Source organism: Streptomyces sp. SJL17-4 (genome assembly GCF_036826855.1).
Taxonomy (GTDB): Bacteria; Actinomycetota; Actinomycetes; order Streptomycetales; family Streptomycetaceae; genus Streptomyces.
Genome location: NZ_CP104578.1, coordinates 6,876,222 through 6,889,538, shown reverse-complemented (window position 1 = coordinate 6,889,538; position 13,317 = coordinate 6,876,222). Strand labels below are relative to the sequence as shown.

Here is a 13,317-nt window from a genome sequence, read left to right as displayed (position 1 = left end):
GGCGTCCGGGGGGACCGCTCGGTCACCGAGCGTTGAAGTACTTCGCCTCGGGGTGATGGATCACGATGGCGTCGGTGGACTGCTCGGGGTGGAGCTGGAACTCCTCGGAGAGGTGTACGCCGATCCGCTCCGGACGCAGCAGCTCCGCGATCTTCGCGCGGTCCTCCAGGTCGGGGCAGGCACCGTAGCCGAGCGAGAAGCGCGCGCCGCGGTACTTGAGGTCGAACATGTCCTCGACCGCGTCCGGGTCCTCGCCGCCGAAGCCGAGCTCGGCGCGGACGCGGGCGTGCCAGTACTCGGCCATGGCCTCGGCCAGCTGGACCGAGAGGCCGTGCAGCTCCAGGTACTCGCGGTACGAGTCGGACTCGAACAGCTTGGCGGTGGCCTCGCCGATCTTCGAGCCGACGGTGACGACCTGCAGGCCGACCACGTCGGTCTCGCCGGACTCCTCCGGGCGGAAGAAGTCCGCGAGGCAGAGGCGGCGGCCGCGGCGCTGGCGCGGGAAGGTGAAGCGGGTCCGCTCGTTGCCCCCCTCGTCCAGGATGATCAGGTCGTCGCCCTTGGAGACGCACGGGAAGTATCCGTAGACCACGGCCGCTTCGAGGAGGTTCTCGGTGTGCAGCCGCTCCAGGAGGCCGCGCAGCCGCGGCCGGCCCTCGCTCTCGACGAGCTCCTCGTACGTGGCGCCGCCGACGCGGGCCTGCTTGAGGCCCCACTGGCCCTTGAAGAGGGCGCCCTCGTCGAGCCAGGAGGCGTAGTCCTTGAGCGGGATGCCCTTGACGACGCGGGTGCCCCAGAACGGCGGGGTGGGGACGGGGTTGTCGACGGAGACGTCGGAACGGCCGCCCGGCTCGTCCGCCTCCTCCACCTGGACCGGGGTGTCCCGCTTGGCGACGCGGCGCTGCTTGAGTTCGGGGAGCGTGGCGCCGGGGACGCCGCGCTTGACGGCGACGAGGGCGTCCATGAGGCGCAGGCCCTCGAAGGCGTCGCGGGCGTAGCGGACCTCGCCCTGGTAGATCTCGTGCAGGTCCTGTTCGACGTACGCCCTGGTGAGGGCGGCGCCGCCGAGGATCACGGGGTACGTGGCGGCCAGCTCGCGCTGGTTCAGCTCCTCCAGGTTCTCCTTCATGATCACGGTGGACTTCACGAGGAGGCCGGACATGCCGATGACGTCGGCCCGGTGCTGCTCCGCCGCCTCCAGGATCGCGGAGACCGGCTGCTTGATGCCGATGTTGACGACGTTGTAGCCGTTGTTGGAGAGGATGATGTCGACGAGGTTCTTGCCGATGTCGTGGACGTCGCCGCGGACGGTGGCGAGGACGATCGTGCCCTTGCCGTCGGCGTCCGTCTTCTCCATGTGGGGTTCGAGGTACGCCACCGCGGTCTTCATGACCTCGGCGGACTGGAGGACGAACGGCAGCTGCATCTGGCCCGAGCCGAACAGCTCGCCCACCGTCTTCATGCCGTCGAGCAGGATCTCGTTGACGATCTCCAGGGCCGGGCGGATCGTCAGGGCCTCGTCGAGGTCGGCCTCCAGGCCGTTCTTCTCGCCGTCGACGATCCGGCGCTTGAGCCGCTCGTCGAGCGGCAGCGCGAGGAGCTCCTCGGTCTTGCCGGCCTTCAGCGACTTGGTGTTGACGCCCTCGAAGAGGGCCATCAGCTTCTGCAGCGGGTCATAGCCCTCGGCGCGCCGGTCGTAGATCAGGTCGAGCGCGGTGGTGACCTGCTCGTCGTCGAAGCGGGCGATCGGCAGGATCTTCGAGGCGTGGACGATCGCCGAGTCGAGGCCGGCCTTGACGCACTCGTCGAGGAAGACCGAGTTGAGGAGGATCCGCGCGGCCGGGTTCAGGCCGAACGAGATGTTGGACAGACCCAGGGTCGTCTGGACGTCCGGGTGGCGGCGCTTCAGCTCGCGGATCGCCTCGATCGTGGCGATGCCGTCCTTGCGCGACTCCTCCTGACCGGTGCAGATGGTGAAGGTCAGGGTGTCGATGAGGATGTCGGACTCGTGGATGCCCCAGTTGCCGGTGAGGTCCTCGATGAGCCGCTCGGCGATGGCGACCTTGTGCTCGGGCGTACGGGCCTGGCCCTCCTCGTCGATGGTGAGGGCGATGAGCGCGGCGCCGTGCTCCTGGGCCAGCCGGGTGACCTTGGCGAAGCGGGACTCGGGGCCGTCGCCGTCCTCGTAGTTGACGGAGTTGATGACGGCCCGGCCGCCGAGCTTCTCCAGACCGGCCTGCAGGACGTTCACCTCGGTGGAGTCGAGGACGATCGGCAGGGTGGAGGCGGTGGCGAAGCGGCCGGCGAGCTCCTGCATGTCGGCGACGCCGTCGCGGCCCACGTAGTCGACGCAGAGGTCGAGCATGTGCGCGCCCTCGCGGATCTGGTCGCGGGCCATCTCGACGCAGTCGTCCCAGCGGGCCTCCAGCATGGCCTCGCGGAACTTCTTCGAGCCGTTGGCGTTGGTGCGCTCGCCGATCGCCATGTACGCGGTGTCCTGCCGGAACGGCACGGTCTGGTAGAGCGAGGCGGCGCCGGGCTCGGGATTCGGCTCGCGCACGGCGGGGGTGAGGTCCCGGACGCGCTCGACGACCTGGCGCAGGTGCTCGGGGGTCGAGCCGCAGCAGCCGCCGACCAGCGAGAGGCCGTAGTCGCGGACGAAGTTCTCCTGCGCGTCGGCCATCTCGGGCGCCGTGAGCGGGAAGTAGGCGCCGTCCTTGGTCAGGATGGGCAGGCCGGCGTTGGGCATGCACATGAGCGGCGTACGGGAGTGGCGGGCGAGGTAGCGCAGGTGCTCGCTCATCTCGGCCGGGCCGGTGGAGCAGTTCAGGCCGATCAGGTCGATGCCGAGGGGCTCCAGGGCGGTCAGCGCCGCGCCGATCTCGGAGCCGAGCAGCATGACGCCGGTGGTCTCGAAGGCGAGCGAACAGATCAGGGGTACGTCGAGCCCGAAGGCTTCCATGGCGCGGCGGGCGCCGATGAGGCTCGCCTTGGTCTGCAGCAGGTCCTGGGTGGTCTCGACGATCAGGGCGTCGGCGCCGCCGGCGAGCAGGCCCTCGGCGTTCTGCTGGTAGCCGTCGCGCAGGACGCCGTACCCGATGTGGCCGAGCGACGGCAGCTTGGTGCCGGGGCCGATCGAGCCGAGCACCCAGCGCTGGCGGCCGTCCTGGGCGCCGAACTCGTCGGCGACCTCGCGGGCGATCCGGGCGCCGGCCTCGGACAGCTCGAAGATCCGGTCGGCGATGTCGTACTCGCCCGCCGCCGAATGGTTGGATCCGAAGGTGTTGGTCTCGACGCAGTCGACGCCGGCCTCGAAGTACTCGCGGTGCACCGAGCGGACGATGTCCGGCCGGGTGACGTTCAGGATCTCGTTGCAGCCTTCGAGGTTCTGGAAGTCCTCGAGGGTGGGGTCCTGTGCCTGGAGCATGGTGCCCATGGCGCCGTCGGCGACGACGACTCGGCTGGCGAGTGCTTCGCGGAGGGCTGCGGCGCGGTTCCGGCTGTCTGCGGAAGGGGTCGGCAACGAGGCCATGGATGAGCTCCCAGGGATGCGACGGCTGTCGGCTTTGCACCTTCGGAGGAGGGTGCACGGGGCCAGCGTAACCGCGCTCCGGCCGGGGTGGACACGGCGTCTCGCGGGCCGGACGGCATCCTGTGTGCGGGGGCTCCCGGTTCTGCCCGTTCTTGGCTGACACTGTCATGTGTAACGCAAGGTCGGCATCGACCGATAGTGTTCAGCATTGTCGAACGGCGTGAGAGGGAGAAGGGTCGCGCGATGGCGAAGAACATCCAGTCGCTTGAACGGGCGGCGGCCATGCTGCGACTGCTCGCGGGCGGCGAGCGCCGGCTGGGCCTGTCCGACATCGCGTCCTCGCTGGGACTCGCCAAGGGCACCGCCCACGGCATCCTGCGCACGCTCCAGTCGGAGGGCTTCGTGGAGCAGGAGGCGGCCTCGGGCCGCTATCAGCTCGGCGCGGAGCTGCTGCGGCTCGGCAACAGCTACCTCGACGTGCACGAGCTGCGCGCGCGGGCCCTTGTCTGGACGGACGACCTGGCGCGGTCCAGCGGCGAGAGCGTGCACCTGGGGGTGCTGCACCAGCAGGGCGTCCTGATCGTGCACCACGTCTTCCGGCCGGACGACAGCCGCCAGGTCCTGGAGGTGGGGGCCATGCAGCCGCTGCACTCCACGGCCCTCGGCAAGGTCCTCTCGGCGTACGACCCGGTGGCGCACAGCGAGGTCCTGGAGGTCGAGCGGGAGGCGCTCACGCCCCGGACGACCACGGTCCTGGCGGACTTCGAGTCGCTGCTGGACATGACGCGGGCCCGCGGCTGGGCGGCGGACGTGGAGGAGACCTGGGAGGGGGTCGCCTCGGTGGCGGCGCCGATCCACGACCGGCGGCGGATGCCGGTGGGCGCGGTGGCGGTGACGGGCGCCGTGGAGCGGCTGTGTCCGGCCGGGGAACTGCGCCCCGAACTCGTCGCGGCGGTACGGGACTGCGCCCGAGCGGTCTCCCGGGATCTGGGAGCCGGGCGCTTCTGACCCTGGGGCCCACGCGCCCGCGACATGACTGAACCCGCCGGTAACGATCGCGTTATCGGCGGGTTTTTCACTTCCGGAGGCCTTGACGTGCTGTTAACCCGGGGGCAAAACTTCCGTTCACCGGTCGGCATTGTCGAACACCTAACGGCAATACACGCTAAGGTATGGCAGTGCCAAGGGCCGGAAACAGCCCTCACACGAGGGTGCGGACCTCCGGAGGGACCCGGGGTCCGCCGTTCCCCTGGACGAAGGACAAAGGAGTCGCGGGTGTCCAGCTCCGACATCTTCCTCGGCGAGACCATCGGTACCGCCGTTCTGATTCTGCTCGGCGGCGGTGTGTGCGCCGCCGTCACGCTCAAGGGCTCCAAGGCCCGCAACGCGGGCTGGCTCGCGATCACCTTCGGGTGGGGCTTCGCCGTCATGACGGCCGTCTACATGACGGCTTCCCTCTCCGGCGCCCATCTGAACCCCGCCGTCACCGTCGGAATCGCGATCAAGGACGGGGAGTGGGGCGACGTCCCCGTCTACGTCGCCGGCCAGATGCTCGGCGCCATGATCGGCGCGGCGCTGGTCTGGGTGGCCTACTACGGCCAGTTCCAGGCCCACCTCGCCGACCCCGAGGCCTCGGGCAAGAAGCCGATCGAGGGCCCCGGCCCGGTGCTCGGCATCTTCTCCACCGGCCCCGAGATCCGGAACACCTGGCAGAACCTGGCCACCGAGATCATCGGCACCGTCGTACTCGTCCTGGCCGTGCTCACCCAGGGCCTCAACGACAGCGGCAAGGGCCTCGGCGTCATAGGCGCCCTGATCACCGCGTTCGTCGTGGTGTCCATCGGCCTCTCGCTCGGCGGCCCGACCGGCTACGCGATCAACCCGGCCCGTGACCTCGGCCCGCGCATCGTGCACGCCCTGCTCCCGCTGAAGCACAAGGGCGGCTCCGACTGGAGCTACTCCTGGATCCCGGTCGTCGGACCGCTGATCGGTGGAGCCATCGCCGCGGGTATCTACAACATCGCGTTCGCCTGAGCCGTCCTTCTTCCAGACCTCCCATGGAGCACACCGTGACCGACGCACACACCTCCGGCCCGTTCATCGCGGCCATCGACCAGGGCACCACCTCCTCCCGCTGCATCGTCTTCGACAAGGACGGCCGGATCGTCTCGGTCGACCAGAAGGAGCACGAGCAGATCTTCCCGAAGCCGGGCTGGGTCGAGCACGACGCCGCCGAGATCTGGACCAACGTCCAGGAGGTCGTCGCCGGCGCCCTGACGAAGGGCGGCATCGCCGCCTCCGACGTCAAGGCCATCGGCATCACCAACCAGCGCGAGACCACGCTGCTCTGGGACAAGAACACCGGTGAGCCCGTCCACAACGCCCTCGTCTGGCAGGACACCCGCACCGACGCCCTCTGCAAGGAGCTCGGCCGCAACGTCGGCCAGGACCGCTTCCGCCGCGAGACCGGCCTGCCGCTGGCGAGCTACTTCGCCGGCCCGAAGATCCGCTGGATGCTCGACAACGTCGAGGGCCTGCGCGAGCGCGCCGAGGCCGGCGACATCCTCTTCGGCACCATGGACTCGTGGGTCATCTGGAACCTCACGGGTGGCACCGACGGCGGCGTGCACGTCACCGACGTCACCAACGCCTCGCGCACCATGCTGATGAACCTGCACACCCTCGCCTGGGACGAGAAGATCGCGGAGTCGATGGGGGTCCCCCTCAACGTCCTCCCCGAGATCCGGTCGTCCGCCGAGGTCTACGGCCACGTCAAGGACGGCGTCCTCGCCGGTGTCCCGGTCGCCTCGGCGCTCGGCGACCAGCAGGCCGCCCTGTTCGGCCAGACCTGTTTCGCCGAGGGCGAGGCCAAGTCCACGTACGGCACCGGCACCTTCATGCTGATGAACACCGGCGACAAGATCATCAACTCCTACAGCGGCCTGCTGACCACGGTCGGCTACCAGATCGGCGAGCAGAAGCCGGTCTACGCCCTGGAGGGCTCGATCGCCGTCACCGGTTCGCTGGTGCAGTGGATGCGCGACCAGATGGGCCTCATCAAGTCCGCCGCCGAGATCGAGACCCTCGCGTCCTCGGTCGAGGACAACGGCGGCGCCTACTTCGTGCCGGCCTTCTCCGGCCTCTTCGCCCCGTACTGGCGCTCCGACGCCCGCGGTGTGATCGCCGGCCTCACCCGGTACGTCACCAAGGCGCACATCGCCCGCGCCGTCCTGGAGGCCACCGCCTGGCAGACCCGCGAGATCACCGACGCCATGACGAAGGACTCCGGCGTCGAGCTGACCGCGCTCAAGGTCGACGGCGGCATGACCTCCAACAACCTGCTGATGCAGACCCTCTCGGACTTCCTGGACGCGCCCGTCGTGCGTCCGATGGTCGCCGAGACCACCTGCCTCGGTGCCGCCTACGCCGCCGGCCTGGCCGTCGGCTTCTGGCCGGACACCGACGCCCTGCGCGCCAACTGGCGCCGCGCGGCGGAATGGACCCCTCGCATGGACGCCGACAGGCGTGACAGCGAGTACAAGAGCTGGCTCAAGGCCGTCGAGCGGACCATGGGCTGGATCGAGGACGAGGAGTAGATCGACATGACCACCCTGCAGAGCGTCCCTGCCCTTGGGACGCACCCGGCGTCCGGCTCCCTCCCGAGCCGCGCCGAGACCCGGGAACAGCTTTCCAAGGCGACGTACGACCTCCTGGTGATCGGCGGCGGCATCCTGGGCATCTCCACCGCCTGGCACGCCGCGCAGTCGGGCCTGCGGGTGGCCCTGGTGGACGCCGGCGACTTCGCCGGCGCCACCTCCTCCGCCTCCTCGAAGCTGCTCCACGGCGGTCTGCGCTACCTGCAGACCGGCGCGGTGAAGCTCGTCGCGGAGAACCACTTCGAGCGGCGTGCGGTCTCCCGTCAGGTGGCACCGCACCTCGCCAACCCCCTCACCTTCTACCTGCCCGTCTACAAGGGCGGCCCGCACGGCGCCGCCAAGCTCGGCGCCGGCGTCTTCGCGTACTCCGCCCTGTCGGCCTTCGGCGACGGCGTCGGGCACCTGCTCTCCCCCGCCAAGGCCGCGCAGGACGTGCCGGAGCTGCGCACCGACAACCTCAAGGCCGTGGCCGTCTACGGCGACGACCAGATGAACGACGCCCGCATGGCGCTGATGACGGTCCGCGCGGCGGTCGACGCCGGTGCCACCGTCCTCAACCACGCCGAGGTCACCGGGCTGCGCTTCACCAAGGGCCGGGTCACCGGCGCCGAACTCAAGGACCGCACCAGCGGCGACGAGTTCGGCGTCACCGCCCGCCTGGTGCTGAACGCGACCGGCCCGTGGGTCGACCACCTGCGCAAGATGGAGGACCCGAACGCGGCCCCCTCCATCCGCCTCTCCAAGGGCGCCCACCTGGTCCTCAAGCGGACCTCGCCGTGGAAGGCCGCCCTGGCCACCCCGATCGACAAGTACCGCATCACCTTCGCCCTCCCCTGGGAGGACATGCTGCTGCTGGGCACCACCGACGAGGAGTACGAGGGCGACCCCGGCCAGGTCGAGGTCACCGAGAAGGACACCGCCCAGATCCTGGACGAGGCCGCCTTCTCCATCCGCGACCAGCAGCTGTCGCGCGATCTGATCACCTACGCCTTCGCCGGTCTGCGGGTGCTCCCGGGCGGTCCCGGCGACACCTCGAAGGCCAAGCGCGAGACGGTCGTCACCGAGGGCCGCGGCGGCATGCTGTCGGTGGCCGGCGGCAAGTGGACGACCTTCCGCCACATCGGCCGTACGGTGATGAAGAAGCTGGAGCAGCTCCCCGGCCACCCGCTCGGCGAGGACTACGAGTCGGTGTCGACGCTGCCGAAGCGGCTGCCGCTGCCCGGTATCGCCAACCCGAACGCCGTCGCGCACCGGCTGCTCGTCGACGGTCCGGCGCCCGGCCCGCGGATGGCCGCCGACACCGCCAAGCACCTGGCGACGCACTACGGCTCGCTCTCCTTCGACATCGCCCGCATGGCGAACGAGAACCCCGAGCTGGCGCAGCGGATACACCCCGACGCGCCGGAGATCTGGGCGCAGGTCGCCTACGCCCGCGACCACGAGTGGGCCGAGACGGCGGACGACGTACTGCGCCGCCGTACGACGCTGACCATCCGCGGCCTCGCCACGGACGAGATCCGCGCGGACGTCGAGAAGATGCTGAACAAGTAGCACCGGGACACGACTCCCGTACGCGCAGGGGCGGTTCCTCTTCCGAGGGCCGCCCCTGAGACGTGCCGCACGCCGTCCACACCGCCGTGTGCGGAGGCGGGTTCCTGGGTAGTCGATCAAGGCCGCACGGGTTTTCGGGGACGTCCGGGGGCTGCGGACGGACCTGGAGAAAGCCGTAAGGTTGGTCCGTACGACAGGAACTTCGAAAAGGAGGCGCTGGGTGATCGAGCTCGAGGGGGTACCCGAGCTGATCGACCCGGTCATGGTGGCCGCGTTCGAAGGCTGGAACGACGCCGGCGACGCCGCCTCCACCGCGGTCGCCCATCTGGACCGGGAATGGAAGGGCGAGGTGTTCGCGGCGCTCGACGCCGAGGACTACTACGACTTCCAGGTCAACCGGCCCACGGTCTTCCTGGACAACGGCGTCCGGAAGATCACCTGGCCCACGACCCGGCTCTCCGTGGTCCGGGTCGGCGGCGACAAACCCCGTGACCTGGTGCTCGTGCGCGGGATCGAGCCGTCGATGCGCTGGCGCTCCTTCTGCAACGAGATCCTCGCCTTCGCCCACGAGCTGGGCGTGGAGATGGTCGTGATCCTGGGCGCGCTGCTCGGGGACACCCCGCACACCCGGCCGGTCCCGGTCAGCGGCGTGACCTCCGACCCGGACCTGGCGCGCACGATGGACCTGGAGGAGACCCGGTACGAGGGCCCGACGGGCATCGTGGGCATCCTCCAGGAGGCGTGCACCCACGCGGGCGTGCCGGCGGTGAGCCTGTGGGCGGCGGTGCCGCACTATGTGTCGCAGCCGCCGAACCCGAAGGCGACGCTCGCGCTCCTCAACCGTCTTGAGGACCTGATCGGGCTGCGCATCCCGCTGGGCGAGCTGCCCGAGGACGCGCGGGCCTGGCAGGTGGGCGTGGACCAGCTGGCCGCCGAGGACAGCGAGGTCGCCGAGTACGTGCAGACGCTGGAGGAGGCCCGGGACACGGCGGAGCTGCCGGAGGCCTCGGGCGAGGCGATCGCCCGCGAGTTCGAGCGGTATCTGCGGCGGCGCGAGCCGGGCACGGGTCCGGGCGGCGGCCCCGGGGTGGCGATGGAGGGCGGCGACACGCCGTTCCTGCGGGAGACCGGCAGCGGTCGTACGCGTCCTCCGAAGCCGGAGCAGCCGGGACCGGAGGCGGTCCCGGGTGCGGAGGCCGCCGAGGGGGAGTCGGAGGAGTCGGACGCTCCCGAGGCGCCGGAGGGGTCCGCCGACGGCTCACCGGACACGGGGCCGGAGACGAACGCGGACACGGGCCCGGAGACGAGCACGGAGACGAGCACGGACACCGACGTGGACGGCGACACGGACAGCGACTCGGACGGCGAGTCGGACGGCGAGTCCGGCAAGTAGCCGTACCCGCCGGGGAGTCGGGACGGAACGGGAGGGGTGCCCGAGGGCGCCCCTCCCGTCGTCGTGTCAGCCGGGGATCAGATCACGCGTCAGGCGCAGTCGAACCGGGCCGCCGCCCAGTCCCCGTGGTCGCCGCTCTTGGACCCGTTGGTGTCCGTGATCCGCAGCCGGACGTGCCGCGCCCCGGTCACGTCGACGTTCACGGGCAGGGTCGCGGAGGCGCCGGTGAGCCGGGGTGAGGTCCACAGGACCTTGCCGTCGGCCTCGACGGAGAAGGCCACGTCACCGTAGCCGTTGATCTCGTCGTCGATGCCGACGTCGGCGGTGAAGGTGGTGCAGCGGCCGCCGAGGTAGACCTCGATGTCGGAGTCGGCGTGGGCACCGATGCCCTTCTCGTAGGTCGTGCCGGCCAGGGTGAGGGTCCGGCCGTCGGCGGCGCCGGACTCGCCGTTGGAGCGGTCGCGTTCGGGCGGTCCCCAGCCGTTGGTGGAGCGCAGCCAGACGAGGTCGCTCGCCCAGGCGTCGCCGGTCGGCGGCGGGGGCATCACGCCGACCGCGAACCGCTGGGTGGCGGTGCGGTCGGTGCCCGCGGCGCGGTGCCGGGCGGTGGCGGTGAGGGTGGCCTCGCCGGGCTTGGCGTCCGGGGCGGGGGTGACGGTGACCTCGACCCGGCGGGTCGTGCCGGCCGGGACGCGGTCGAGCGGTGCGGCCGGGGTGACCTGCCAGCCGGCCGGTGCGTCCAGGGAGACCCGTACGTCGGTGGCGTCGCGGGTGCCCGCGGTGACGTCCACGGCGACGGTGCCGGGTGCCCCGGCCCCCAGCTCCTGCCCCGAGGCGGCGGCGAGGGTCGCGGAGGCGCCCGGTACGGCGCCGCCGACCGCGCTGGTGTCGCTCAGCCTCAGCTCGACGTCGCGCGCGGTGGAGAGGGCGGCCGTCTTGACCCGGACCACTCCCCCGAGCTTGTCGCGGTCGTACCACCAGCCCTGGGAGGCGGCGTCGAAGGCGGCACGGGAGGAGAGGGCGGGCAGGTTGCGCCCGTCGAGCTTCACTTGGCCGGGGGCGTCGCCGGTGTGGACGGTGAAGGCGTACGGCCGGGCGGCCGGCTTGCCGGTGTACGTGCCCTTGCTGGCCCCGATGCGGACGGTGACGTCGCCGGGACCGCCGTCGGGGGCGCGGACCTCGGCGCGCTGGGTGGCGTAGCGGCCGGTGCGGTGCTCGCGGGTGACGCCGTCGTCCTCGTACAGCTCGAAGGAGGAGCTGCCCTTGGGGTAGATGTCCCAGGCGATCGGGTCGCCGGGGGCGCGGTCGGTGTACGAGCGGATGTCGCCGGGCCACATCGGGACGGTCGCCCCGGCCCGTACGAACAGGGGCAGGGTGTCGAGGGGGGCGCTGTAGTCGTCGACCGTGACGGGGCCCTCGAAGGTGCGGCCGGTCCAGTAGTCGATCCAGGTGCCCTTCGGGAGATAGATGCCGTCGCGCTCCACGGCGTCCTGGTACACCGGCGCCACGAGGAAGTCCTCGCCGCTGAGGAACTCGTACTTGGCGGCGTCGGTGGATGCCTTGGGGTCGTCCGGGTACTCCAGGGCGAGTGGCCGGGCGAGGCCGACGCCGGTCTTCGTGGCCCGGTGGGCGTGGCTGTAGATGTACGGGAGCAGGGCCTCGTGGAGCTTGAGGGAGGCGCGGTTGATGCTGGTGTAGGGCTCTCCGTAGCGGAAGGGCTGCTTGTCGTTGGCGGCCCAGCCGTCCATGGTCATGGTGACCGGCAGGAAGGTCTTCCACTGGAGGTCGCGGGTGTACGTCTTGGCGCTGCCGCCGAAGATGCCGTCGACGTCGCCGGTGGTGTAGGCGAGTCCGGACATGGACGCGCCCGCGTAGGTCGGGATCTGCCAGCGGATGTACTCCCAGGTGCCGGACTGGTCGCCGGACCACTGGACGCCGCAGCGCTGGGCGCCGGACCAGCTCTCGGGGGCCCAGGTGAAGCCGCGGGCGTCGCTGTGGGCCTCGATGCCGGCGTGGGCGTCCTTGCAGCCGTCGAGGGCGAACTTGTAGCCCTCGCCGACCCAGGCGACGTCGAGTTTGGCGACCCGCTGGCCGGCCTTGACCTGCTCTTCGAGCTTGTCGATGCCGTCCTCGGTCCACAGTCCGAGCTTCATGCCGCGTTCGCCGAGTCCGGCGGAGGCCTCGGCGAGGTTCTCGTAGCCGCAGCCGTAGCCGTCGTTGACGAGCATCCAGCCGTTGGGCATGTCGTTCTCGACGTAGCCGTCGGCGACCTTCAGGGCGTCGAGGGTGCGGCGCTCGCCCCGGTTGGCGTTGTGGAGGTAGCAGTCGGCGTCGCCGATCTCCAGGCCGTACACGGGCGGCAGGAAGGGCTTGCCGGTGAGCCGGGTGTACTGGCCGATGACGTCCTTGGCGGCGTCGGAGCCGGTGCCGGCGAAGTAGTAGGCGTCGAAGCGCCGTTCCTCGGCGCTGGTGGTGACGGGCTCGGTGAAGGCGTAGGTGTTCGGCGCGTAGGTGTTGCGGTAGACGCCGTATCCGGCGGAGGAGAGGTAGAACGGAACGGAGTTGGGGTGGCCGCCGTCGTTCCAGTTGTAGTCGACGCCGACCTCGACGGTCTTGTCGCGGTGGGAGGTGTTGCCGCGGCCGTTCTGCATGCCGGCGCCGTAGAACTGCTCGGCGGCGCCGCGGGCGAGGGTCTGGGTGGTGCGGTCGGCGGTCCAGCTGAGGCCGCGGGACTCGCTCCAGAGCGGGGTGCCGTCGGCGCGCAGGGCGGCGAAGCGGAGCGGTGACTTGTAGGCGCGCAGGGTCACCTTGGCGCTGCTCAGTTCGTAGCGGTCGCCCAGGTCGCGCCAGCGGGTGGCCGGGGGCGGGCCCTGGGGCAGCGTGATGTCGCTGCCGGTGGGGTCGGTGAACGTGCCGTCGGGGGCGAGTTCGATGCGGAAGGTGTCGGCGGTGACGAAGCTGACCCGGGCCTGGGCCTGACCGGCGGTCAGCCGGTAGACGGACCCGTCGGCGGCGAACCCGGTGAGGTCGCCGACCGTGGTGGCGGGCTCCTGTGCCGTGGCGCCGGCCTGGTCGGTGCTGTCGGTGGGGGTGGCCGACGCGGTGGTGCCGGGTCCCGCGAAGGCCGCGAGGAGCCCGAGGACGGCTCCGGCGAGTGCAACTTTCATGCGTGATGATGATTGCAT

Annotated in this window: 7 protein-coding genes; 5 read left to right on the top strand and 2 right to left on the bottom strand. The window is 70.9% G+C overall.

Annotated features, from left to right (window positions below):
- Window positions 1-22: 22 nt before the first annotated feature.
- The gene (metH, locus tag N5875_RS31015) at window positions 23-3,532 is read right to left on the bottom strand and encodes a methionine synthase (RefSeq protein WP_338497476.1); all 3,510 of its coding nucleotides are present in this window, start codon (window positions 3,530-3,532) and stop codon (window positions 23-25) included.
- Window positions 3,533-3,775: 243 nt separating this feature from the next.
- On the opposite strand from metH, the gene N5875_RS31010 reads away from it, so the two are divergent.
- The 5 genes from N5875_RS31010 (at window position 3,776) to N5875_RS30990 (ending at window position 10,132) form a co-directional block, all read left to right on the top strand.
- Window positions 3,776-4,540 carry an IclR family transcriptional regulator gene (locus N5875_RS31010; RefSeq protein WP_318206910.1) on the top strand — a complete coding sequence of 255 codons (765 nt, stop codon included), beginning with the start codon at window positions 3,776-3,778 and terminating at the stop codon, window positions 4,538-4,540.
- A 267-nt stretch (window positions 4,541-4,807) separates the two neighbouring features.
- The gene (locus tag N5875_RS31005; RefSeq protein WP_318206911.1) at window positions 4,808-5,566 is read left to right on the top strand and encodes an MIP/aquaporin family protein; all 759 of its coding nucleotides are present in this window, start codon (window positions 4,808-4,810) and stop codon (window positions 5,564-5,566) included.
- A 35-nt stretch (window positions 5,567-5,601) separates the two neighbouring features.
- Complete coding sequence (gene glpK / locus N5875_RS31000; RefSeq protein ID WP_318206912.1) at window positions 5,602-7,128, top strand: glycerol kinase GlpK; 1,527 nt, start codon at window positions 5,602-5,604, stop codon at window positions 7,126-7,128.
- 6 nt (window positions 7,129-7,134) lie between these two features.
- Window positions 7,135-8,739, top strand: a complete 1,605-nt coding sequence (locus N5875_RS30995) for a glycerol-3-phosphate dehydrogenase/oxidase (RefSeq protein WP_318206913.1) — start codon at window positions 7,135-7,137, stop codon at window positions 8,737-8,739.
- 220 nt (window positions 8,740-8,959) lie between these two features.
- The gene (locus tag N5875_RS30990) at window positions 8,960-10,132 is read left to right on the top strand and encodes a PAC2 family protein (RefSeq protein WP_338497473.1); all 1,173 of its coding nucleotides are present in this window, start codon (window positions 8,960-8,962) and stop codon (window positions 10,130-10,132) included.
- A gap of 89 nt (window positions 10,133-10,221) precedes the next feature.
- On the opposite strand, the gene N5875_RS30985 is transcribed toward N5875_RS30990, so the two are convergent.
- Entirely contained in the window at window positions 10,222-13,317 is a 3,096-nt protein-coding gene (locus tag N5875_RS30985; RefSeq protein ID WP_338497472.1) for an NPCBM/NEW2 domain-containing protein, read from the bottom strand.